Source organism: Streptomyces sp. DT190 (assembly GCF_049846985.1).
Taxonomy (GTDB): Bacteria; Actinomycetota; Actinomycetes; order Streptomycetales; family Streptomycetaceae; genus Streptomyces.
Map to the genome: position 1 here is coordinate 611,250 of NZ_JBNCNM010000002.1, position 24,445 is coordinate 635,694.

Annotated in this window: 15 protein-coding genes, 1 tRNA gene and 1 pseudogene; 16 read left to right on the forward strand and 1 reads right to left on the reverse strand. The window is 73.2% G+C overall.

From position 1 onward, the window contains the following. Positions 1-24 precede the first annotated feature (24 nt). The 3 genes and pseudogenes from ACPXCS_RS06360 to ACPXCS_RS06370 all read left to right on the forward strand — a co-directional run. Positions 25-234 carry a DUF4244 domain-containing protein gene (locus ACPXCS_RS06360; RefSeq protein WP_365091649.1) on the forward strand — a complete coding sequence of 70 codons (210 nt, stop codon included), beginning with the start codon at positions 25-27 and terminating at the stop codon, positions 232-234. Then, a complete protein-coding gene (locus ACPXCS_RS06365; RefSeq protein ID WP_425943674.1) occupies positions 221-580 on the forward strand; it encodes a TadE family type IV pilus minor pilin in 360 nt (119 codons plus the stop codon). Before ACPXCS_RS06360 ends, ACPXCS_RS06365 begins: the two co-directional genes overlap by 14 nt. Beyond that, positions 577-963 (forward strand): annotated as a pseudogene (locus ACPXCS_RS06370) (Rv3654c family TadE-like protein); the annotation flags it as partial. The gene ACPXCS_RS06365 and the pseudogene ACPXCS_RS06370, both read left to right, overlap by 4 nt. Before the next feature lie 375 nt (positions 964-1,338). Here ACPXCS_RS06370 and ACPXCS_RS06375 read toward each other — a convergent pair. After that, positions 1,339-3,858: a DEAD/DEAH box helicase gene (locus tag ACPXCS_RS06375; protein ID WP_425943672.1), complete on the reverse strand. Its 2,520-nt coding sequence runs from the start codon at positions 3,856-3,858 to the stop codon at positions 1,339-1,341. Positions 3,859-3,937: 79 nt separating this feature from the next. Between ACPXCS_RS06375 and bldG the strand changes: the two genes are divergently transcribed. The 13 genes from bldG to ACPXCS_RS06440 form a co-directional block, all read left to right on the forward strand. Further along, entirely contained in the window at positions 3,938-4,279 is a 342-nt protein-coding gene (gene bldG / locus ACPXCS_RS06380; RefSeq protein WP_003991900.1) for an anti-sigma factor antagonist BldG, read from the forward strand. Positions 4,280-4,417: 138 nt separating this feature from the next. Then, on the forward strand, positions 4,418-4,840 hold the full coding sequence (locus ACPXCS_RS06385; RefSeq protein ID WP_425943670.1) for an ATP-binding protein: 423 nt from the start codon (positions 4,418-4,420) through the stop codon (positions 4,838-4,840). 277 nt (positions 4,841-5,117) lie between these two features. Next, positions 5,118-7,523 (forward strand): sodium-translocating pyrophosphatase, encoded by a 2,406-nt coding sequence (locus ACPXCS_RS06390; RefSeq protein ID WP_425943668.1) that lies wholly within the window; start codon positions 5,118-5,120, stop codon positions 7,521-7,523. A 193-nt stretch (positions 7,524-7,716) separates the two neighbouring features. Beyond that, positions 7,717-8,307, forward strand: a complete 591-nt coding sequence (locus ACPXCS_RS06395) for a small secreted protein (RefSeq protein ID WP_425943666.1) — start codon at positions 7,717-7,719, stop codon at positions 8,305-8,307. A gap of 124 nt (positions 8,308-8,431) precedes the next feature. Continuing rightward, positions 8,432-9,961 carry a DUF7059 domain-containing protein gene (locus ACPXCS_RS06400; protein ID WP_425943664.1) on the forward strand — a complete coding sequence of 510 codons (1,530 nt, stop codon included), beginning with the start codon at positions 8,432-8,434 and terminating at the stop codon, positions 9,959-9,961. Positions 9,962-10,269: 308 nt separating this feature from the next. After that, complete coding sequence (locus ACPXCS_RS06405; RefSeq protein ID WP_425943662.1) at positions 10,270-10,467, forward strand: hypothetical protein; 198 nt, start codon at positions 10,270-10,272, stop codon at positions 10,465-10,467. Positions 10,468-10,713: 246 nt separating this feature from the next. After that, positions 10,714-13,572 (forward strand): type I DNA topoisomerase, encoded by a 2,859-nt coding sequence (gene topA, locus ACPXCS_RS06410; protein WP_425943660.1) that lies wholly within the window; start codon positions 10,714-10,716, stop codon positions 13,570-13,572. A 154-nt stretch (positions 13,573-13,726) separates the two neighbouring features. Continuing rightward, positions 13,727-16,990 carry a dTMP kinase gene (tmk, locus tag ACPXCS_RS06415; protein WP_425943658.1) on the forward strand — a complete coding sequence of 1,088 codons (3,264 nt, stop codon included), beginning with the start codon at positions 13,727-13,729 and terminating at the stop codon, positions 16,988-16,990. Positions 16,991-17,328: 338 nt separating this feature from the next. Further along, the gene (locus ACPXCS_RS06420) at positions 17,329-18,534 is read left to right on the forward strand and encodes a DNA polymerase III subunit delta' (protein WP_425943656.1); all 1,206 of its coding nucleotides are present in this window, start codon (positions 17,329-17,331) and stop codon (positions 18,532-18,534) included. A 137-nt stretch (positions 18,535-18,671) separates the two neighbouring features. Then, on the forward strand, positions 18,672-20,339 hold the full coding sequence (locus ACPXCS_RS06425; RefSeq protein ID WP_425943654.1) for an alpha/beta hydrolase: 1,668 nt from the start codon (positions 18,672-18,674) through the stop codon (positions 20,337-20,339). 107 nt (positions 20,340-20,446) lie between these two features. Then, positions 20,447-20,523, forward strand: a tRNA-Thr gene (locus ACPXCS_RS06430). Positions 20,524-20,783: 260 nt separating this feature from the next. Then, positions 20,784-21,677: a glycosyltransferase family 2 protein gene (locus ACPXCS_RS06435; RefSeq protein ID WP_425943652.1), complete on the forward strand. Its 894-nt coding sequence runs from the start codon at positions 20,784-20,786 to the stop codon at positions 21,675-21,677. Positions 21,678-22,039: 362 nt separating this feature from the next. Next, on the forward strand, positions 22,040-24,445 hold a 2,406-nt coding region (locus ACPXCS_RS06440), incomplete at its 3' end, for a BTAD domain-containing putative transcriptional regulator (protein WP_425970910.1).

Consider the following 24,445-nt stretch of genomic DNA (forward strand, 5'->3'; position numbering starts at 1 on the left):
GGACTTCTTCCCACGGGGGTCGAGATGGTTCAGATGGTGCGGGCACGGCTGCGTGCCCTGGTGTGCGGGATGCGTGCGGCGCGGCGGGACGCGGGGATGGTCACCTCGGAGTACGCGACGGGGATCGTGGCGGCCGTGGCGTTCGCGGTGGTGCTCTACAAGGTCGTCACGAGCGGGGCGGTCAGCTCGGAGCTGCAGAGCATCGTGAAGGAAGCCCTCAATGCGCGGATGTGAGCGGCGTGGAGACAGGGGGTTCGTGACGGCGGAGTCGGCCGTGGTGCTGCCCGTGCTGGTGATGTTCGCGATGGCCCTGGTGTGGGGGCTGCTGGTCGTGGCCGCGCAGATCCAGTGCGTGGACGCGGCGCGGACGGGCGCGCGTGCGGCGGCCCGTCAGGACCCGCCCGGCGCGGTGGTGCGCCTGGCCCGTGAGGCGGCACCGCCCGGCGCGAGGGTGACGGTGAGCCGGGACGCGGAGCAGGTGAGGGTGGTCGTCGTGGCCGAGCCGCCCGTGCTGCGCGGGCTGTCCGTCACCGTGCGCGAGGAGGCCGTGGCGGCGGTGGAGGAGGCGGTGGGCACATGAGACGCCCGTCGGGCGGGTCCTCGGACCGGGGATCCGCCACCGTCTGGAGTGTGGGGGCGATCGCCGTCCTGTGCGTGGTGTTCGGTGTCGTCCTCGCCCTCGGGCAGGCCGTCGTGGTCCGGCACCGGGCGGCCGGCGGAGCGGACCTCGCGGCGCTGGCGGCCGCTGACCACTGGGCCGAGGGCGGTTCGGCGGCCTGTGCCCGGGCGGACCGGGTGGCCCGGGCCCAGGGCGTGCGGCTGGTGCGGTGCGAGGTCGCCGGGCAGATCTCGGACGTGACGGCGGCGTCCGGACGGGGGCCGTTCACGGCGGAGGTCAGGGCGAGGGCGGGTCCTCCGGGGACTTCCCCGGGTCGTCCGGGACCTTTCCCGGATCGTCCGGGATCTTCCCTGGGTCCTCCGGGGCCTCCCGGGCCGTCCTGGGCTCTCCCGGGTCGTCTCGGGCCTGCCCTGGCTACTCCGGGGCCTCCCCCGGGTCGCCCTGGACCTGCCCAGGCGCCTCAGGGGCCTTCCCTGGGTCGTCATGGGCCTGCCTCGGCGCCTCCTGGCCCTTCCCCGGGTTCACCGGCGCTCTCCCAGAGACTCCCGGCTCCCGTGCGGGGGTTGCCCGGGACCCGGGCGGGTCCTCCACCGCAGCCGTTCGCCGCAGCCTCCGCGCTGACTCCGCCTGGCGTTCCGACGCCACCCCCGGCTCTCCCGACGGCTGCCCGGTCGCCCCCGAGGCCGCTTCCCCGGTCGCCACCTCGCTCGCTCCCGAGGTCAGTCCGAGGCCGACGCCCCTGCCGCCCCCTCGGCCGGCTGCCTGCTCGCCCCCTCGGCCGGCTCCTTCTCCTCCGGAGCCCCCTCCAGCAGCACCGTGAGCAACCGGACCGCACCCCTCTTGTGCAGCGGGTCGTTGCCGTTGCCGCACTTGGGGGACTGGATGCAGGACGGGCAGCCGGCCTCGCACTCGCAGGAGGCGATGGCCTGGCGGGTGGCGGTCAGCCAGCTGCGGGCGGTGTGGAAGGCGCGCTCGGCGAAGCCCGCTCCGCCCGGGTGGCCGTCGTAGACGAAGACCGTGGGCAGGAGCGTGTCGGGGTGGAGCGGGATCGACACGCCGCCGATGTCCCAGCGGTCGCAGGTCGCGAAGAGGGGCAGCAGGCCGATGGACGCGTGTTCGGCGGCGTGCAGGGAGCCGCCGAGGATCTCCGGGTTGATCCGGGCCCGGTCCAGCTGGTCCTCGGTGACGGTCCACCACACCGCCCGGGTGCGCAGGGTGCGGGGAGGGAGGTCGAGCTTCGTCTCGCCCAGGACCTCACCGGTCATGAGCCGGCGGCGCAGGAAGGAGACGACCTGGTTGGTGACCTCGACGGATCCGTAACACAGCCGGCCGTCGCCCCAGGGGATCTCGGTGTCGGTCTCCAGGACGGAGATGGACGTCGTGTCGCGGGCGACGGTGGAGTAGGGCGGGGAGGCCTCCTCGACGAGGGCGACGGAGTCCTCCAGGTCCAGTGACCGCACGAGGTAGGTGCGGCCCTGGTGGAGGTGGACCGCCCCCTCGTGCACGGTCGAGTGCGCGGCACCCGCGTCGACCGTGCCGAGCAGCCGGCCCGTGCCGGTCTCGACGACCTGGACGGGGCGTCCGCCCCCGCCGCGGATGTCGGTCAGGTCGGCGGCGCGCTCGCGGCGGGTCCAGTGCCAGGCCCTGGTGCGGCGGCGCAGCAGCTTCGCCGCCTCCAGCTGGGGCAGCAGGCCCTGGCTGGCGGGGCCGAACAGGTCGAGGTCCTCGTCCGTCAACGGCAGCTCGGCCGCGGCGGCACACAGGTGCGGGGCCAGCACGTAGGGGTTGTCCGGGTCGAGGACCGTGGATTCGACGGGCCGGTCGAAGAGGGCCTCGGGGTGGTGGACGAGGAAGGTGTCCAGGGGGTCGTCGCGAGCGACCAGGACGGCCAGGGCGCCCTGCCCGGCCCGCCCGGCGCGGCCCGCCTGCTGCCACAGGGAGGCGCGGGTGCCCGGGTAGCCGGCGATGACGACCGCGTCGAGGCCGGAGACGTCGATGCCGAGTTCGAGGGCGTTCGTCGCCGCGAGGCCCAGCAGTTCACCCGAATGGAGGGCGTGTTCGAGTGCCCGGCGCTCCTCCGGGAGATAGCCGCCCCGGTACGCCGCGACACGCCGGGCCAGCGACCGGTCGACCTCGGCCAGTCGCTCCTGGGAGATGACGGCGATCAGTTCGGCGCCGCGCCGGGACCGGACGAAGGCGACCGAGCGCACGCCCTGCACGGTGAGGTCGGTCAGCAGGTCGGCGGCCTCGGCGGTGGCCGTGCGGCGGACGGGGGCGCCCTTCTCGCCGTGCAGCTCCGTCAGCGGAGGCTCCCACAGGGCGAACACCAGTTCACCGCGTGGGGAGGCGTCGTCGGCGACCTCCACGACGGGCAGGCCGGTGAGCCGGCGGGCGGCCACCGCGGGCTCGGCGGCGGTCGCGGATGCCAGCAGGAACACGGGCGAGGCGCCGTAACGGGCACACAGGCGGCGCAGGCGGCGCAGCACCTGGGCGACATGGGAGCCGAAGACGCCCCGGTAGGTGTGGCACTCGTCGATGACGACGTAGCGCAGCGACTTCAGGAAGGAGGACCAGCGGGGGTGGGACGGCAGGATGCCGCGGTGCAGCATGTCCGGGTTGGTCAGCACGTAGTTGGCGTACTGGCGGATCCATTCGCGTTCCTCGAACGGAGTGTCGCCGTCGTACACGGCGGGACGCACCGAATGGCCCAACGGATGTGAAAGTTCCTTCACCGAGCGGCACTGGTCCGCCGCCAGGGCCTTGGTGGGGGCCAGGTAGAGGGTGGTCGCGCCCCGGCCGTTCGGGGCCTCGGCGCCGTCCAGGAGGGCGGACAGGACGGGCACCAGATAGGCCAGGGACTTTCCGGAGGCCGTGCCGGTGGCGACGACGACCGACTCGCCGTCCAGGGCGTGCTCGGCCGCGCGGGCCTGGTGGGCCCAGGGGTGTTCGATTCCCGCGGCCTGCACGGCCGAGACGACCTCGGCGCGGATCCGGTCCGGCCAGACGGCATGCCGACCCGCACGCGGGGGCAAGTGCTCCGTATGAGTAACGCGCGAAGCCCTGCTCGGACCGGACGTGAGCCGGTCCAGGACCTCGCCCGGCGCGGGCCGGGAGGCGGGGTCCGTCGGGGTTCGATCGGGTCGGTGATTCTTGGCCATCGGCACCGAGTGTGTCACTGGCGTGACGGACAATGGAGCCAAGGCGTCGTGCACGCCTGCCGGTAAGTGATTGAATGCCATCGCGGCTGGCGAAGCGTCCAAGGGCTGAAGCCGAGATGCCCCAAGGGCGACCGCTCGATAGCAAGGTGCTGGAGGATCCGTGGACCTGTCCCTGTCGACCGAGACCATGGGCGATCGCACGATCGTCAGGGTCGGTGGCGAAATCGACGTATATACCGCGCCCAAGCTGCGCGAGCAGTTGGTCGAGCTGGTGAACGACGGCAGTTTCCACCTTGTCGTCGACATGGAGGGCGTGGACTTCCTCGACTCCACCGGGCTCGGCGTGCTGGTCGGCGGCCTGAAGCGTGTGCGAGCCCATGAGGGCTCTCTGCGCCTGGTCTGCAACCAGGAGCGCATTCTGAAGATCTTCCGCATCACCGGCCTCACCAAGGTGTTCCCGATTCACACCTCGGTCGAGGAAGCGGTTGCGGCCACCGACTGAGACCGGACCCGGGCCCTATGCCCGGGCCGGCCGCAGTGCGGCACGAGTTCGGCAGATGTGAAGACCGACCGAGGGGGCCCGGGCTTTTCGGCGGCCCGGAGCCCCTCGACAGCACGCCCGTAGTTGCGAGGGGGATGCATGGCCACCGTTGAGCTCCGCTTCAGCGCGCTGCCCGAGCATGTCAGGACCGCCCGGCTGGTGGCGGCGGCGGTGGCGCGCAGGGCCGGAGTGGACGAGGCCGTCCTCGACGAGGTCAGGCTCGCTGTCGGCGAGGCCTGCACCCGGGCCGTCGGACTGCACCAGATCGGTGGGATCTCCGCACCGGTGAAGGTGCTGCTGATCGAGGAGGAGAAGCAGTTCTCCATCGAGGTCGGCGACGAGGCCCCGCACGCCGTGCCCGGTGCCGGCGCCGGCGCTCCCGACGCGGAGGCCGAGGAGGACGAGATGGGCCTCGCGGTCATCAGCGGCCTCGTCGACGACGTGGAGGTCAGCGCGGGGGAGCACGGCGGATCGATCAAGATGACGTGGCCCACCACGCCTCCGCCGACGATCCTGGTCTGACACCGGACCACCGCGCACACCGTTCCTGCCCGAAGGGCCCCACTCGTGGGGCCCTTCGGCATGTGCGGGTGTCAGTGCTCGCCTTTACAGTAGTTCCTGTGCCGTTCATCGCGTGAATTCGTTCACGATCATTCGCGTGCTCCACGGTCGCGCCAGAATGCTTTCAAGGCATTACTTCAGCAGGCCAATTCCGTTTATCGCGCTCTGTTTTGATCAGGTTCCGGTACCTACAATCCCGTGCACATCTTGAGCTCAGCCCAAGCGTCAAGGAGGACGAATGGCGGGGCTTTCTCTCTCACCACAGTCGGGCCATCCCACAGACCTCGCAGCCGCCGTACTGACCGATGGGAACCGCGTCCTCGTCGTGGTCATCGCGGTCGTGGCCCTGGCGGCTCTAGCGGTCGCGGGCGTCCTGGTGCGCCAGGTACTCGCGGCCGGTGAGGGCACCGACAGCATGAAGAAGATCGCGGCCGCGGTCCAGGAAGGCGCCAACGCCTATCTGGCCCGCCAGCTGCGCACGCTCGGCGTATTCGCCGTGGTCGTGTTCTTCCTGCTCATGCTGCTGCCCGCGGACGACTGGAATCAGCGTGCCGGGCGTTCGGTGTTCTTCCTGATCGGAGCGGCGTTCTCGGCGGCCACCGGCTATATCGGCATGTGGCTCGCCGTGCGCAGCAATGTGCGGGTCGCGGCGGCGGCGCGCGAGGCCACTCCGGCGGCAGGCGAGCCGGAAAAAGATCTGACCGCCGTCTCGCACAAAGCGATGAAGATCGCATTTCGCACGGGCGGCGTGGTCGGCATGTTCACGGTGGGCCTCGGCCTGCTGGGCGCGGCCTGTGTCGTGCTGGTGTACGCGGCGGACGCGCCGAAGGTGCTGGAGGGCTTCGGCCTGGGCGCCGCGCTGATCGCCATGTTCATGAGGGTCGGTGGCGGCATCTTCACCAAGGCCGCCGACGTCGGCGCCGACCTGGTCGGCAAGGTCGAGCAGGGCATCCCGGAGGACGATCCGCGCAATGCCGCGACCATTGCCGACAACGTGGGCGACAACGTCGGCGACTGCGCGGGCATGGCGGCCGACCTCTTCGAGTCGTACGCCGTGACGCTGGTGGCCGCGCTCATCCTCGGCTCGGCGGCCTTCGGTGACGCGGGACTCGGCTTCCCGCTGCTGGTGCCGGCCATCGGTGTGATCACGGCGATGATCGGCATCTTCGCGGTGGCACCGAGGCGCTCCGACCGCAGCGGCATGAGCGCGATCAACCGCGGGTTCTTCATCTCCGCGGTGATCTCGCTCGTGCTGGTGGCTGTGGCCGTCTATGTCTACCTGCCGGGGAAGTACTCGGATCTGGACGGCGTCACCGACGCGGCGATCCTGGGCAAGGACGGCGACCCCCGGGTCCTCGCGCTCGTCGCGGTGGCCATCGGCATCGTGCTGGCCGCCCTGATCCAGCAACTGACCGGCTACTTCACGGAGACCACCCGCCGGCCCGTGCGGGACATCGGCAAGACCTCGCTCACCGGCCCGGCCACCGTCGTCCTCGCCGGCATCTCCGTCGGTCTCGAATCGGCCGTCTACACGGCCCTGTTGATCGGGCTGGGCGTCTACGGGGCGTTCCTGCTCGGCGGCACGTCGATCATGCTGGCGCTGTTCGCGGTGGCGCTGGCCGGCACCGGCCTGCTCACCACGGTCGGCGTGATCGTCGCGATGGACACCTTCGGGCCGGTCTCCGACAACGCGCAGGGCATCGCCGAGATGTCCGGCGACGTCGAGGGCGCGGGCGCGCAGGTGCTCACCAACCTGGACGCGGTCGGCAACACCACCAAGGCGATCACCAAGGGCATCGCGATCGCCACGGCCGTGCTCGCGGCGGCGGCGCTGTTCGGTTCCTACCGCGACGCGATCATCACCGGCGCGCGGGACGTGGGCGAGAAGCTCAGCGGTGAGGGCGCCCCGATGAGCCTGATGATGGACATCTCGCAGCCCAACAACCTCGTGGGTCTCATCGCGGGCGCGGCGGTCGTCTTCCTCTTCTCGGGGCTGGCGATCAACGCCGTGTCGCGGTCGGCGGGTTCCGTGGTCTTCGAGGTGCGGCGGCAGTTCCGCGAGCGGCCCGGGATCATGGACTACACCGAGAAACCGGAGTACGGCAAGGTCGTCGACATCTGCACCAGGGACGCCCTGCGCGAGCTCGCCACCCCCGGTCTGCTGGCGGTGATGGCGCCCATCTTCATCGGGTTCACGCTCGGTGTCGGGCCGCTGGGCGCGTTCCTCGCGGGCGCGATCGGCGCGGGCACGCTCATGGCGGTCTTCCTCGCCAACTCCGGTGGTGCCTGGGACAACGCCAAGAAGCTCGTCGAGGACGGCCACCACGGCGGCAAGGGCAGCGAGGCGCACGCGGCGACCGTGATCGGCGACACCGTCGGTGACCCCTTCAAGGACACCGCGGGCCCCGCCATCAACCCGCTGCTGAAGGTCATGAACCTGGTCTCGCTGCTCATCGCGCCCGCGGTGATCAAGTTCTCCTACGGGCCGGACAAGAGCGTGGGGGTGCGGATCCTGGTCGCGGTCCTCGCCTTCCTCGTGATCGCCGGGGCGGTGTACGTGTCAAAGCGGCGCGGAATCGCCATGGGTGACGAAGGCAACGCCGAGCCGAAGCCCAAGTCGGCCGATCCGGCGGTGGTTTCGTAGGGAGGTTTGAGGAGCCCCAGCTCAAGGTGCGGGCGGGTGGTGCGCGTTGGCGCACCGCCCGCCCGCTCCATGTGGGTGGACGATCACGCGTGAGCCTTCTCTCTCTTGGTGCAAAAGGTTACAAAAAGGTCTTAATAGACGTCCGACGTGCGGTTGCCGTGCATCTGGCGTGTAAGTTCCGGGGCCGAGAGCCATGGAAGGGACCAAACCGGTGAACAAGAAGCTCGCGGCCGCACTGTCCGGCGGTGCGGTACTGGTACTGGCGCTGTCGGGCTGCGGCGGCGACGACGGCAACGAGAAGCTCGACGCCTGGGCCAAGCAGGTCTGCGACGCCGTGCAGCCGCAGGCGAAGAAGATCGAGTCGGCCAACGCCGCGATCCAGAAGGAGACCTCCGACAACAGCACGCCCAAGGAGGTCCAGAAGACCGACGCGCAGGCCTTCCAGGACATGTCCGACGCCTACAAGGCGATCGGGAGCGCGGTGAACAAGGCCGGGGCGCCGGATGTCGAGAATGGGGAGAAGAAGCAGCAGGACGCGGTCAAGGAGCTCAACTCGATCTCCGCGTCCTACGCCTCCCTGAAGAAGCAGGTCGACGGGCTCGACACCAAGGACCAGGGCAAGTTCGCCGACGGCCTGAAGGACATCGCCACCGAGCTCGACAAGCTCAGCAAGAGCGGGAACGACGCCCTGCGGAACCTGGAGGAGGGCGAGGTCGGTCAGGCGATGGCCCGCCAGGACAGCTGCAAGGCGGCCACGGCGTCGGCGGGTGCCACGCAGGGCTGAGCGGACGGGCGGCCGGGCGAGGTCCCGCCGCTCACGGCGTGCGGGGTGACGGCGGCCGGCCGCACCTCCGCTCCGGCCGGGGCGGGGCACGTGCGCTGCCGCCCCCGGCCGCCACAATGGGGACGTGAGTAACGCCAGCCAGTCACCGCTGCCCCCGCTGCCCGCCTCCGACCGCCCCGACGTCGCCGCACGGCTCCGGGACGCCCTGCTCGGGGCCTCCTTCACCGCCGACGGACTGCTCGAACTGCTCGGTGCCCCCGCGTACGCGGCGCTCGCCCGGAGCGAGACCGTGCCCGCGCTCCGGGCCACCCGCGGGGACACGCCGCTGGAGCTCCTCGTGCGGCTGTTCCTGCTGCAGCAGCCCGTGCCGCACGCGCGCGTGGCGGACGTCCTGCCCGTCGAGGCGTGCCTGGACGGTGGCTGGCTCGCCCGTTCCGGCGGGGACGAGCTCTCCGCCACGGTGGACGTGCGGCCCTACGGAGGGCCCGACGGCGAGGACTGGTACATCGTGTCCGACCTGGGCTGTGCGGTCGGCGGCGCCGGCGGGATCGGCCGTCGTGACGAGGGCGTCGTCCTGGGAGTCGGCGGCGCCTCCACCACCCTCGCCGGCATCACCGTCCGTACGCCCGTCGCCGCCGCGCTCGACCTCGGCACCGGCTCCGGCATCCAGGCCCTGCACGCCGCCCGGCACGCCACCCGCGTGACGGCGACCGACCTCAACCCGCGCGCGCTGCACATCACCGCCCTGACGCTGGCGCTGTCCGGTGTCCCCGCGGCGGAGCTGCGCGAGGGTTCCCTCTTCGAGCCGGTCCGCGACGACGAGACCTTCGACCTGATCGTCTCGAACCCGCCGTTCGTGATCTCGCCCGGTGCCCGGCTCACCTACCGCGACGGCGGGATGGGCGGGGACGATCTGTGCCGCACGCTCGTTCAGGAGGCGGGGGAGCGGCTGAACGAGGGCGGGTTCGCGCAGTTCCTCGCCAACTGGCAGCACGTGGAGGGGGAGGACTGGCAGGACAGGCTCAGGTCGTGGGTGCCCCGGGGCTGCGACGCGTGGATCGTGCAGCGCGAGGTGCAGGACGTCAATCAGTACGCCGAGCTGTGGCTGCGGGACGCGGGTGACCACCGCGAGGACGTGGCGGAGTACCAGGCGCGGTACGACGCGTGGCTCGACGAGTTCGAGGCGCGCAAGGTGAAGGCCGTCGGCTTCGGCTGGATCACGCTGCGCAGGACGGACGCCGCCGTGCCGTCCCTCACGGTGGAGGAATGGCCGCATCCGGTCGAGCAGCCGCTCGGCGACACCATCCGCGACCACTTCGACCGGCTCGACCACCTGCGGGCGCGCGACGACGCCGCCCTGCTGGAGGGACACTTCCGGCTGGCCGCCGAGGTCGTGCAGGAACAGGTCGGGCTGCCCGGAGCGGAGGACCCCGAGCACGTCGTGCTGCGCCAGAACCGCGGCATGCGCAGGGCCACCCGGGTCGACACGGTCGCGGCGGGCTTCGCGGGTGTGTGCGACGGCACCCTGAGCGCGGGCCGCATCCTGGACGCCATCGCCCAGCTGATCGGAGAGGACCCGGTCCTGCTGCGCGACCGCACCCCGGCCCAGATCCGGCTGCTGGTGGAGCAGGGGTTCCTGATGCCGGTGCGCTGAGTGTGATCGCAGGGGACCGCCTGCTCGCAGGGACGGCTTCCCGGCCGGGCGGACGGCTTCCGCGGCTTGCCCGGCTTCCCCGGGTTCCGCGACCTCACCGGCTTCTCCGGCACGGGGTCGCGGAAGTCCGCCAATAATTTCGAGTCGATTTGGACACCTCGCCCGGAACAGGTCGTGACAGGCCGGGCGCCCCGCTCCGCAGCCGTGTCGTCGCGGCGTTCACCTCGGGTTCGCCTCCCCGCCGCCCGCGCGTGTCAGCCTCCCGTGGCTGGGAAAGGCCGGACCGGGGAAAAGGGGCAGGGCGAGCCATGGAGAGCGAACCGGCGATCTTCGCGGGAACGGTGTTCTCCCTGTTCGGAGGGGCACTGCTGGCGTGGACCGTGACGCGCGTGCGTCAGCAGCGGCCCGTCGCCCAGGGGGTGAGGCCGGTCGCGTCGGCGACCGTCGCGAGCGCCGTCGCGGTGCTCACCCTGGCGGTCGGAACGTGGTGCTTCACGCGCCTGTGAGACCCGCTGCGGCACGGCCCCCGCGCGTAAGCGGGGCGTCGCGCTCCGCACAGGGCCGGGCTTGGTCCGGGCACTCCGGGCGGCAGGAATGGTGGTAGTCGGGTTACCGTTCGAGTGGCCGTTGCGGGCTTTTCCCGTTTGACACGGGGGCGGGCTGTACCGTCACACTCCGCAGCGTCAGCACGTACCCAGCCCCGGTGAGCGACTCCGGGGAGGCCCCAGCGTCGACCGGAGAGAAGAGCGAAGTTGTCCCCGACCAGCGAGACCGCGAAGGGCGGCCGCCGACTCGTCATCGTCGAGTCGCCTGCCAAGGCGAAGACGATCAAGGGCTATCTCGGGCCCGGATACACCGTCGAGGCGAGCGTCGGGCACATCCGCGACCTTCCCAACGGCGCCGCCGAGGTGCCCGAGAAGTACACCGGCGAGGTCCGCCGCCTCGGTGTGGACGTCGAACATGACTTCGCCCCGATCTATGTGGTCAACGCCGACAAGAAGGCGCAGGTCAAGAAGCTCAAGGACCTGCTGAAGGAGTCGGACGAGCTCTTCCTCGCCACCGATGAGGACCGCGAGGGCGAGGCCATCGCCTGGCACCTCCAGGAGGTGCTCAAGCCCAAGGTCCCGGTCAAGCGGATGGTCTTCCACGAGATCACCAAGGCCGCGATCCAGGCCGCCGTGGCCAACCCGCGCCAGCTCAACCAGAAGCTCGTCGACGCCCAGGAGACCCGCCGCATCCTCGACCGTCTCTACGGTTACGAGGTCTCGCCGGTCCTGTGGAAGAAGGTCATGCCGCGGCTGTCCGCGGGCCGTGTCCAGTCGGTCGCCACCCGTCTCGTCGTCGAGCGGGAACGCGAGCGCATCGCCTTTCGTTCGGCTGAGTACTGGGACCTGACGGGCACCTTCTCGACCGGCCGCGCGGGAGACCCGTCGGACCCGTCGTCGCTGGTCGCGCGCCTGCAGACCGTCGACGGCAGGCGGGTCGCGCAGGGCCGCGACTTCGACTCCCTGGGACAACTGAAGAGCGCGAACACCCTCCACCTCGACGAGGCGAACGCCCGCGCCCTGGCCGCCGCCCTGGAGCAGACGCGGTTCGCCGTCCGCTCGGTCGAGTCCAAGCCCTACCGCCGCTCGCCGTACGCCCCGTTCCGCACGACGACGCTGCAGCAGGAGGCCAGCCGCAAGCTCGGCTTCGGCGCGAAGGCCACGATGCAGGTCGCGCAGAAGCTGTACGAGAACGGCTACATCACGTACATGCGTACGGACTCAACGACGCTGAGCGACACGGCGGTCGCCGCCGCCCGCGCCCAGGTCACGCAGCTGTACGGCGCCGACTACCTGCCGCCGCAGCCGAGGACGTACGCCGGGAAGGTCAAGAACGCGCAGGAGGCCCACGAGGCGATCCGCCCCTCGGGCGATCGTTTCCGCACTCCCGCCGAGACCGGGCTGACCGGTGACCAGTTCAAGCTCTACGAGCTGATCTGGAAGCGGACCGTCGCCTCCCAGATGAAGGACGCGACCGGCAACAGCGTCACGGTGAAGATCGGCGGCACCGCCTCCGACGGCCGCGACGTCGAGTTCAGCGCGTCCGGCAAGACGATCACCTTCCACGGGTTCCTGAAGGCCTACGTGGAAGGTGCCGACGACCCGAACGCGGAGCTGGACGACCGCGAGCGACGGCTGCCCCAGGTCTCCGAGGGCGACCCCCTGAGCGCCGAGGAGATCACGGTCGACGGGCACGCCACCAAGCCCCCGGCCCGCTACACCGAGGCCTCCCTGGTCAAGGAGCTGGAAGAGCGCGAGATCGGCCGCCCGTCGACGTACGCGTCGATCATCGGCACGATCCTGGACCGCGGCTACGTGTTCAAGAAGGGCACGGCCCTGGTGCCGTCCTTCCTGTCCTTCGCCGTGGTCAACCTCCTGGAGAAGCACTTCGGGCGGCTCGTCGACTACGACTTCACCGCCAAGATGGAGGACGACCTCGACCGCATCGCCCGCGGCGAGGCCCAGTCCGTGCCGTGGCTGAAGCGGTTCTACTTCGGCGAGACAGTGCCCGACAGCGGCTTCGCCGCGGGGGTCACCGGCGCCGCCGACGCGGGCAACGGCGACGGCGACCACCTCGGCGGCCTCAAGGAACTGGTCACCGACCTGGGCGCGATCGACGCGCGCGAGGTGTCCTCGTTCCCCGTGGGCAACGACATCGTGCTGCGGGTCGGGCGCTACGGCCCCTACATCGAGCGCGGCGAGAAGGACACCGAGCAGCACCAGCGCGCCGACATCCCGGACGACCTCGCGCCGGACGAGCTGTCCGTGGAGCTGGCCGAGGAGCTGCTGGCCAAGCCCAGCGGCGACTTCGAGCTGGGCACCGACCCGGCCACCGGCCACACGATCGTCGCCAAGGACGGCCGCTACGGCCCGTACGTGACGGAGGTCCTCCCCGAGGGCACCCCGAAGACGGGCAAGAACGCGGTCAAACCGCGCACGGCGTCCCTGTTCAAGTCGATGTCCCTGGACACCGTCACCCTCGACGACGCCCTCAAGCTGATGTCGCTGCCCCGCGTGGTCGGCACGGACGCCGAGGGCCAGGAGATCACCGCGCAGAACGGCCGCTACGGCCCGTACCTGAAGAAGGGGACGGACTCGCGCTCGCTGCAGTCGGAGGACCAGCTCTTCACGATCACGCTGGAGGAGGCGCTGGCGATCTACGCCCAGCCCAAGCAGCGTGGCCGGGCCGCGGCCAAGCCGCCGCTGAAGGAGCTCGGCACCGACCCGGTCAGCGAGAAGCCGGTCGTCGTCAAGGACGGCCGCTTCGGCCCGTACGTCACCGACGGGGAGACCAACGCGACCCTGCGCTCCGGCGACAGTGTCGAGACGATCACCCCGGAGCGCGGTTTCGAGCTGCTCGCCGAGAAGCGCGCCAAGGGACCGGCGAAGAAGACGGCCAAGAAGGCGCCGGCGAAGAAGGCCCCGGCGAAGAAGGCGACGACGGCCAAGAAGACCGCGGCGAAGAAGACCACGACCGCGAAGAAGACGACGGCGAAGAAGACCACCACCGCCGCGAAGAAGACGGCCGCCAAGACGGCGACCGCCGCGAAGGCGACGGAGGACTGAGGCCGTTCGCGTCCCGGGCCCGCCCCGCGGGGCGCGGCCCGGATCTTCGCGTCGGGTTCGGAAAGCGAACGCCCCGGCAACACTTCGGTGTCGGGGCGTGCGCATGCCAGACCGGGGACCCCGGGGTGACGGTGGCTCCCGATAGGCTGAACGCATGACGCGAGCCGAGCATCCAACGGCCCCTCAGCCGGCCCCCGACGACGCCCTGGTCGCGGACTCCCGCGAGCGTGCCGTCCGCGCCCTGCTGCGCCGCCCGCAGCTGAAGCGGTTGTGGAGCGCGCAGCTCGTGGGCGGCGTGGGAGACACCCTCGCCCTTCTCGTGCTGGTGCTTCTCGCCCTCCAGGCGGCTGTCGCCGAGGCGGCGTTCGGGGGCGGTTACCGGGGCGCGGCGTTCGCAGTGGCGACCGTTTTCGGCGTGCGCATCCTCGCGACGCTCCTGTTCGGCGCCGTGCTCCTCGGCCCGCTCACCGCGCTCACCTCCCAGGACGGTCCGCTCGACCGCCGCTGGACCATGGTCGGCGCGGACGGGCTGCGTGCCGCCCTGCTGATCGTCGCGCCGTTGTGGATCGACTGGACGCCCGAGGACGCGCTGGCCGTCCTCCTCGTCACGGCCTTCGTGACGGGTGTCGCCGAGCGGTTCTGGACGGTGTGCCGGGAGAGCGCGGCCCCCGCGCTGCTGCCCGCCCCGCCGCCCGAGGGCGCGACGGTCCGGCCGCTGCCCGACCACATGGACGCCCTGCGCCGGCTCTCGCTGCGCACCGGCTTCGTGGCGATCCCGCTCGCGGCCGTCGTGCTCGTCGCCGCGTCCCTCCTCAACAACCTGCTGGGCGCCGGCATCGAGTGGTTCGCCCAGCACCAGGCGGCCCTCGCCTCCTACGTCGCGGCCGGCCTGTTCGCCGCGTCCCTGTCCGTGCTGACCTTCCTCGAACTGCCCGGCACCCGCACTCCGCGCGCCCGGTCACCGCTCGAGGGCCTGCGCCGCCCGAAGACCGGCACCGGCACCGACAAGGGCCGCACCGGCGCGACGCCGCTGCTCGTCCTGGCCTGCGCGGCCGTCGCCGCCGCGGTGTCCGCCGCCGTCGCCGTGGCCGTGCTGCACGCGAAGGACCTCGGCGGCGGTCCGGTGCTGTACGGGCTGTTCGCGGGCGCGCTGACCGGCGGAGTCGTCGTCGGCATCCGCACGGCGCCCGCGCTGCTGCCCGCCCTGTCGCGCCGCCGGATGCTCGCCCTGGCGATCGCGTTCACCGGTGTCGCGCTGCTGGCCTCCGGGCTCGTTCCGGACGTCACCACGGTCCTGCTGATCCTCGCCCTGGCCGGTGTCGGCGCGGGCATGTCCGCCAACATCGGGCACACCCTGCTCGACCAGGAGACCGAGGAGTACCGGCGGCCCCGCACGACGGAGCACCTGCACGCGGTGGTCCGCGTCTGCGTGGCGCTCGCCGCGGTGATCGCCCCGCTGGTGGCGGCGGCCATCGGCCCGCACCACCTGGAGAGCGGCAAGTTCGTCTTCGCACACGGCGGCGCCGCCTTCACGCTGATGCTGGCCGGCGCGCTGCTGCTGCCGGTCGCGGTGCTGGTGCTGGCCAAGGTCGACGACCGTTCCGGCGTGCCGCTGCGGCAGGACCTGAAGGACGCGCTGCTCGGCGGCGACGACCCGGAGCAGGCGCCCGCCGAGTCCGGTTTCTTCATCGCCCTGGAGGGCGGCGACGGCGCCGGCAAGTCCACGCAGGCCGAGGCGCTCGCCGAGTGGATCCGCGCCAAGGGCCACGAGGTGGTGCTCACGCGCGAGCCGGGGGCGACGCCGGTGGGCAAGCGGCTGCGGTCGATCCTGCTGGACGTGTCCAGCGCCGGCCTGTCGCACCGCGCGGAGGCACTGCTGTACGCGGCCGACCGGGCCGAGCACGTCGACACCGTCGTACGGCCCGCCCTGGAGCGGGGCGCGGTCGTCATCTCCGACCGGTACATCGACTCCTCCGTCGCCTACCAGGGCGCCGGCCGCGACCTGTCGCCGACCGAGATCGCCCGGATCAACCGCTGGGCGACGAACGGACTGGTGCCGCACCTGACCGTGCTGCTGGACGTCGCGCCGGAGACCGCGCGCGAGCGGTTCACGGAGGCGCCCGACCGGCTGGAGTCGGAGCCCGCCGAGTTCCACGCGCGCGTGCGGGCCGGTTTCCTCACCCTGGCCGCCGCCGACGCCGGGCGGTACCTGGTCGTGGACGCAGGCCAGGAGCCCGAGGCCGTCACGACCGTCATCCGGCACCGGCTCGACCAGGTGCTGCCGCTGTCCGAGGCCGAGATCGAGGCCCGCGAGGAGGCGCGCAGGAAGGCCGAGGAGGAGGCCCGCCGCAAGGCCGAGGAAGAGGCCGCCCGCAAGGCCGAGGAGGAGCGCCTGGAGCGCGAGCGCCAGGAGCAGCTGGCCAAGCTGCGCGCCGAGGAGGAGGAGCGCAAGCGCCGCGAGCTGGAGGAGGCGCAGCGCCGCGAGGCCGAACGGCAGGCGGAGGAGGCCCGGCGCCGGGCAGAGGAGGCGCGCAGGAAGGCCGAGGAGGAGCGTGCGCGGCTCCTCGCGGAGGAGAAGGCCCGCGCCGAGGAGGAGGCCCGCCGCAAGGCCGAGGAGGAGCGGCGCCGCAAGCAGGCCGAGGAGGAGGCCCGGCTGCGCGCCGAGGCCGAGGCGCTCCGCCTGGAGAAGCAGCGCAAGGCCGAGGAGGCCCTGCTGCGGGCCGAGGAGGCGCGCCGGCTCGCGGAGGCGGCGGCAGCCGCGGCCGAGGCGGGTCCGAAGATCTCCATGTCCAAGGGCCCCGAACCCGAGCGCCCCTCCCGTTCGGCGGCGGGTCAGGACGCGGTGACCGTGCCGACGCCGGTGGTGACCCCGGGCGGCTCGGCGGACGACACGACCGTGCTGCGGCCGGTGCGGGACGAGGAGCGGGGCCGGGACCGGGCCTCCGGCGAGTCCGAGGCCGAGGTGACGGCCGAGCTGCCGAAGCCGCCGGTTCCGCCGGCGGCCGGTGAGGAGACGGATGTGCTGCCGCCGGTCAGGCCGGGGGAGGCCGAGGAGACGGCGGTGCTGCCGCCGGTCCGGCCCACCGATGCCGAGGAGACGGCCGTGCTCCCGCCCGTCCGGTCCGGTGACGCCGAGGAGACAGCCGTGCTGCCGCCCGTGCGCGAGGACGGCCCGGCGGACCGGGTGCCGCCCGGCTACTTCCGCGAGGACGCTCCGGCGCAGCGCCCCGACGGGACGGACCGTACGCGGGAGCTGCCCCAGGTGGACGCCGAGGGGAGGCCGCGCCGCCGGTCCGACTGGGCCGAGGAGACGCCGCTGGACGACCTGCCGTCGCTGGCGGACGAACTGCTCGGACCGCAGGACGACGAGCCGGGCGAGGGCCGTGGACGCCGGGGCAGGGGCGGCCGGGGCCGCTGAGGCCTCCCGCGGTTTCGGCGGGTACCGGTGCCGGGGCGCTGACCTGCGGAAGAGCCCGGGGCTGAGTTCGCCCTGGGCGGCGGGCCTGGTCGGCTTGCGGGAGGCGGCCCCGGCCCGGTTCCTGGCAGGTGGCTCAGCCCGGGCGCCTGTGGCAGGCCGGGCGGGTCCCTCGGGGCCAGGTGGCCCGGTCGGCGAGGGGTCGGCCTGGAAGGCCTGTCCCGGGCGGCCTGAGGCCGCCCGGGTCGCGTCGGCCCGAGGGGCCGGGCGTCAGGTGCTGTCAGTGGTGACCCCCACAATGGATTGCGCAAGGCAGACGTGACGGAAGGGCGGCGTGACCCATGACCGTGTGGGACGACCTCGTCGGGCAGGAGAGGGTGAGCGAGCAGCTGGCCGCCGCCGCCCGGGACGCCGACGCGCTGGTCACGGCCGCCACCACCGACGCCCCGCCGCCCGAGGTGTCGAAGATGACGCACGCCTGGCTGTTCACGGGCCCGCCCGGGGCCGGGCGCAACCAGGCGGCGCGGGCCTTCGCGGCGGCCCTGCAGTGCGTCAGCCCCGACCGCGCGCTCGGCGGTGCCCCGGGCTGCGGCTTCTGCGACGGCTGCCACACGGCCCTGATCGGCACGCACGCCGACGTCACCACCGTCGCCGCGGTCGGCACGCAGATCCTCGCCGACGACATGCGCGACACGGTCCGCAAGTCGTTCACCTCCCCGGCGACCGGCCGCTGGCAGATCATCCTCGTCGAGGACGCCGAGCGGCTGAACGAGAAGTCGGCCAACGCCGTCCTCAAGGCCGTGGAGGAGCCCGCCCCGCGGACGGTCTGGCTGCTGTGCGCCCCCTCCATCGAGGACGTCCTGCCGACCATCCGCTCCCGCTGCCGCCACCTGAACCTGAGCACGCCGTCGGTCGACGCCGTCGCCGACATGCTGGTGCGCCGCGAGGGCATCGAGCCTGCCGTGGCCGCCGCCGCGGCCCGCGCGACGCAGGGGCACGTCGACCGGGCGCGCCGGCTGGCCACCGACCCGGCCGCGCGGGAGCGCCGGGCCGCCGTGCTGCGGCTGCCGCTGCGCGTCGAGGAGATCGGCGGTGCGCTCCGGGCCGCCCAGGAGCTGGTGGACGCGGCCGCCGAGGACGCCAAGCAGCTCGCGGAGGAGCTCGACGCCAAGGAGACCGAGGAGCTGAAGGCCGCTCTCGGCGCGGCCCAGGGCGGCCGCATGCCGCGCGGCACGGCAGGTGTGATGAAGGACCTGGAGGACAAGCAGAAGCGCCGCAGGACCCGCACGCAGCGCGACAGCCTCGACCTGGCCCTGACGGACCTGACGGCCTTCTACCGCGACGTCCTCGCCCTCCAGCTCGGCTCCCGGGTCGCCATCGCCAACGCGGACGCGGAGGAGGCCCTGGAGCGGCTCGCCCGCGGCAGCACCCCCGAGGCCACGCTCCGCCGCATCGAGGCGATCGGCGCCTGCCGCGACGCCCTCGACCGCAACGTGGCGCCGCTGCTGGCGGTGGAGGCGATGACGATGGCACTCAGAGCGGGCTGAGCGCGCCGGGCGGCGGGAAGGTCCCGGGCCTCGGGCTCCGGCGGTCCGGGGCAGGTCCGCGGTTGACGCCGTAACTCGTACGGGGCACGACACGCACGCACGGCACTCATCCCGTCGCGCAGAGTTACGCTCGCTGGATGGACACACGGCGTACCCCACGCACCGCCTCCGCTCCGGCCCCCGTCGCCGTCACGCCGCCCGGCCCCGCCGCGTCCCGCTCCCGCGGCGCCCACCGCAGGGCCCGCAGCGGAGCCAGGACGGCGGCCGGCCTCCTCGCCACGGCCGCGCTGCTCGTCTCCGCCTGCTCCTCCGGGAGCTCGTCGACGTCCACCGCCTCGGCGGCGGAGGAGGCGGCCCTGGTCGCGCTGCCGCGGTCCACGCCCGCGGCGCTGTCGCCGTACTACGCGCAGAAGCCGGCCTGGCGCGGTTGCGGCGTGCCCGGCTTCGAGTGCGCCACGGTCAAGGCGCCCCTCGACTACGCCGACCCGTCCGCCGGTGACGTCCGGCTCGCGGTGACCCGCAAGAAGGCCACGGGGCCGGGCGAGCGGCTGGGCTCGCTCCTGGTGAACCCGGGCGGGCCGGGCGGCTCGGCCATCGGGTACGTGCAGGCGTACGCCGGCATCGGCTACCCGGCCGAGGTCCGCGCCCGCTACGACGTGGTGGCGGTCGACCCGCGCGGGGTGGCCCGCAGCGAGCCGGTCGAGTGCCTGGACGGGCCGGCCATGGACACCTACACGCGGACCGACTCCACGCCCGACGACGCGCGGGAGACGGACGGGCTGGTCGCGGCGTACCGGACGTTCGCCGAGGGCTGCGGCGCGGACGCGCCCCGGCTGCTGCGCCACGTGTCCACGGTGGAGACGGCCCGGGACATGGACATCGTGCGGGCGGCGCTCGGCGACGAGAAGCTGAACTTCGTCGGGGCCTCCTACGGGACGTTCCTCGGCGCGACGTACGCCGGGCTGTTCCCCGACCGGACGGGCCGGCTGGTGCTGGACGGCGCGATGGACCCGTCGCTGCCCGCGCGGCGGCTGAACCTCGAACAGACGGCGGGCTTCGAGACGGCGTTCCGGTCGTTCGCGCGGGACTGCGTGCGGCAGTCCGGCTGCCCGCTGGGCGGTGCCGGCACCTCGCCCGAACAGGTCGGCGAGAACCTCAAGGCCTTCTTCGAGAAGCTGGACGCGCGGCCCGTGCCCACCGGCGACGCCGACGGCCGCAGGCTCACCGAGTCGCTCGCCACGACCGGCGTGATCGCGGCCATGTACGACGAGGGCTCCTGGGAGCAGCTGCGCGAGGCCCTCACGTCCGCGATGAAGGAGAACGACGGTTCCGGGCTGCTGGTCCTCTCCGACGGTTACTACGAGCGGGACGCCGACGGCCGGTACAGCAACCTGATGTTCGCCAACGCGGCCGTGAACTGCCTGGACCTGCCGCCCTCCTTCGACACCCCCGACGAGGTGCGCCGGGCGCTGCCCGAGTTCGAGAAGGCCTCCCCGGTGTTCGGCGAGGGCCTGGCGTGGGCCGCGCTGAACTGCGCGTACTGGCCCGTGGCCGCCACGGGCGAGCCGCACCGCATCGAGGCGAAGGGCGCGGCGCCGATCGTCGTGGTCGGCACCACGCGCGACCCGGCCACCCCGTACCGCTGGGCGCAGGCCCTGGCCGGCCAGCTCTCCTCGGGCCGCCTCCTCACCTACGAGGGCGACGGTCACACGGCGTACGGCCGCGGCAGCGCGTGCGTCGACCGGACGATCAACACCTACCTGCTCCGCGGCACCCCGCCGAAGGACGGAAAGCGCTGCTCGTAGCGGTGCGCCCGGCCCCGGAGGGCCTGCCTCCGGGGCTGGTACGGAGCACCCTCGGAAACTGTGTAGACTTACCGTCGTTGCTGATCGCACCATAGTGCGGACAGCGCGCCGCCTTAGCTCAGATGGCCAGAGCAACGCACTCGTAATGCGTAGGTCTCGGGTTCGAATCCCGAAGGCGGCTCCACTGGAACCCCAGGTCGGATGGACTCCGAGCTGGGGTTTCGTCGTCTTCTGCGGCAGGTCGGCCGCCCTCCTCCCGGCGGTGCCGCCCTGCTGCCGGGTCTGGACGCCGCCCCGTGCAAACGCCTGTGCCCGTCCCTGCCCCTCCCCCCGGCTCCCCGGCGCGCGAATCGCCGTCCGGCAGGCGTACGGAGAGGGTCCGGGCCGTGAACGGCTAGCATCGCCCGCTGACCGTCAGCTGCCGACCGGGACGAGGTGGAGGACATGGGGGCACCCAGGATCGCCGTCGCCGTGGTGACCATGGGCAACCGGCCCGCCGAGATCGACGCCCTGCTGGAGTCGGTGGCCAAGCAGGACGTGCCGCCCGAGCGGATCGTGATCGTGGGCAACGGCTGCCCGCTGCCGGAGTTCGCCCGGCGGCTGTCGCTGCCCGGCGAGGTCACCGCGGTCGAACTCGAGGAGAACCTGGGCTGTCCCGGCGGGCGCAACGCCGCGCTCGCCCGGCTGCGGGAGTTCGGCGACATCGACGTCGTGGTCGACCTGGACGACGACGGTCTGCTCGCCGACGCCGATGTGCTGCGCCGGGTCCGGGACCTGTACGCCGCCGACGAACGGCTCGGCGTCGTCGGCTTCCGCATCGCCGACGAACAGGGCGAGACGCAGCAACGGCACGTGCCCCGGATCGGCAACGCGGACCCGATGCGGGGCGGCTACGTCACCGGGTTCCTCGGCGGCGGGCACGCGCTGCGCATGGCGATGCTCGACGAAGTCGGGGACTGGCCCGCCGAGTTCTTCTTCGCGCACGAGGAGACCGACCTCGCCTGGCGGGCGGCCGACGCGGGCTGGCGGATCCTCTACGTGCCCGAACTGGTGCTCCGGCACCCGCGGACCTCGCCCGCCCGGCACGCCATCTATTACCGCGTGAACGCCCGCAACCGGGTCTGGCTCGCCCGCCGGCGGCTGCCGATCGCGCTCGTCCCCGTGCATCTGGGCGTCTGGGTGCTGCTCACGCTCGCCCGGATCCGGTCGCGTGCGGGGCTGCGGGCATGGTTCGGCGGATTCGTGGAAGGCGTACGGGAGCCTGCGGGGGAGCGGCGGCCGATGCGCTGGCGCACGGTGTGGCGGCTGACGCGGCTGGGGCGGCCGCCCGTCGTCTGAGCGGCGCGGCGCGGAAGTTGAGGGGCCCCGGCCGTTCACCTCCGCCGACCGGGACCCGGACCCGGCCGCGGCGGCGACACTCCCCCGAGTTGCGCGTTCACACGCGCGCGCCGCCGGGCCAGATCCGATGTTGTGATCACATCAGGCTTTGCCAACGGATCGCTAACATGTGGCCAACGGTTCGCCGTTGCGTCGTTCCTCGATTGGCGAGAAGTCGCCGAACCGGAGTCGAGGACGGCCGGAGCAGCGGCTGATCCCGGTGGAGGGCACAGGGGCGAACTGGCGTGAAAACACCGCCCGAGAGCGGGAAAGCGACACGCTCGCGACCCGACGCGGACGGTGAGCGAAAAAACGGGGGCGCAATGGGGGCATCTGCATCCCCCTGCTCGGGCAACGGGATTCCCTGCCCGGTCGGGGAGACGGAAGAGACGGGCGAGGAGCACGGTGAGCGGCGCGGGCTGAGGTTCGGCCTGCTGGGGCCGCCGGTGCTCTACTACGACGGCCCGGACGGGACCGCGGACGAGGCCGGGCCCGGCGCGGCCCGGGCCGTGCGCAGCCCCAAGTCCCGGGCGCTGCTGGCCGCGTTGCTGCTCGACGCGGGGCGGATCGTCTCCGTCGAGTCGCTCAAGGACGCGCTGTGGGGCGAGGCGCCGCCCGTCTCCGCGCAGGCCTCGCTGCACAACCACGTGGCCCGGGTGCGGCGGCTGCTCGACGATCCCGGGCGGTTGCGGACCACGCCCTCCGGTTACCTGCTGCGGGTCGAGCAGGGCGAGCTGGACGTCCACGTGTTCGACGCCCGGGTCGCCGCGGCCCGTGCCGCGCACGCCGGGCGGGACTGGGAGGGCGTCCTTCGCGCCTGTGCCGCCGCGCTCGCGCTGTGGCGGGGCGCGCCGCTCGCGGGCCTGCCGCCCGAGGTGGGCGGCTACGGCTTCGCCCAGCGGCTGCGCGAGGCCCGGCTGCTGCTCCTGGAGTGGCGCTACGACGCCGAACTGGCGCTGGGCGGACCGCGGCTGCCCGCCCTGGTGCCGGAGCTGACGGCGCTGACCGGGGAGTATCCGCTGCGCGAGGCGTACCACCGCCAGCTGATGCTCGCTCTGCACCGCACCGGCCGCCAGGCGGAGGCCCTGGCCGTCCACCGCGACCTGCGCACCCGTCTCGTCGACCAGCTCGGCATCGAACCGGGGCCGGGCGTGCGGGCCGCGCACGTGGAGGTGCTGCGGGAGGCCGGCGGAAACGGGGGTCGGAGGCGGCGGGCCGGCTCCACCCCGGCGGAGGTGGGGGAGCGGCCACCCCATGCGGCGGGGGCGGAGCGGACCTCCCCTGCGGCAGGGCCGGGGCGGACCTCTTCTGCGGCGGGGGCGGCGGAGCAGGCCTCCCCTGCGGCAGGTCGGCAGCGGCAGGGGTCCGACGCGGCCGGGCCCGCCGGCGGGCGCCCCGCACGGCCGTCCGGTGACGACACGGGTGCCCCGGCCTCCGTCGGCCTGCCCGCCACCCCGGCCACCCTGCCCCCACAGCCCGCCCAACTGCCCCCGCCACCGGCCCATTTCACCGGCCGCACCCCCGAGCGTGAGGCCCTGCACCGCGTCCTCACCGCCGCCGGGCCCCGCCCCACCGCGGTGATCAGCGGCATGCCCGGGGTCGGCAAGACCGCACTCGCCCTGCGGGTCGCGCACGATCTGGCGGAACGTTTCTCCAACGGGCAGCTCCACCTCGATCTGCGGGGCGCCACTCCTGGTACGACCCCACTCACCCCTGGTCAGGCGCTCACCGCCCTGTTGCGCGACCTCGGCGTCGAGCCCTGCCGTATTCCGGCATCGCCCGACGCCGCAGCGGCGTTGCTGCGTACTCTGCTCGCCCGGACGCGCACGTTGCTCGTGCTGGACGGTGCCGTGAGCGCCGCGCAGGTGCGGCCGCTGCTGCCGGGCGGCGCCGGCTGCGCGGTGATCGTCACCAGCCGTTCCCCGCTCACCGCCCTGGACGGTGCGGCCCGCTTCCCGCTCGCCCCGCTGACGGACGAGGAGGGCACCGACCTGCTACGCGCGGCCTCGGGCCGGGACGACCTGGACGGCCTGGACGGCCGGGATGGCCTGGACGGCCGGTATGGCCAGGGCGACCTGGACGGCCGGGATGGCCTGGACGGCCGGGATGGCCAGGGCGGCTTGGGCGGCTTGGATCGCTTGGAGGGTTTGGACGGCTCGGGCGGCCCAGCCGATTCGCAGGCCGCCCGCCTCCTCGTCACACGCACCGGCGGCCTGCCCCTGGCCCTGCGCGTCGTCGCCGCACGCCTGGCCGCCCGGCGGTCTCTCAGTCCGGCGGCCCTCGCCGGGCAACTGGCCGCGCGGGAGGGCCGGTTGCGGCACCTGGAGTACGACGACCTGAGCGTCCGCCGCTCCCTGGCCGTCGGGTACGACGCCCTGGCCGGCTCCCCGCGCCAGGCCGACCGGGACGCGGCCCTGACGCTCCGCGTGATCGGCGCGCTCGACCTCCCCGCGTACGGCGTCCCGCTGCTGGCCCGGCTCACCGGCACCGGCGTGCCCCGTACGGAGGCGGCGCTGGACCGGCTCGTCGACGTGGCCCTGCTGGAGGAACCCGCCTACGGCCGCTACGTACCGCACGACCTGGTCCGCGCCTTCGCCCACGAACGGGCCGCGCAGGACGGCACCTCCGCCACGGCCACCGGCCCGGGCGCCGTCGCCCACGGACGGGCCCCGGAGGACGGCACCACTGCCGCCACCCGCGCCCCCGACCCGGACGTCACCCCCGCCAAC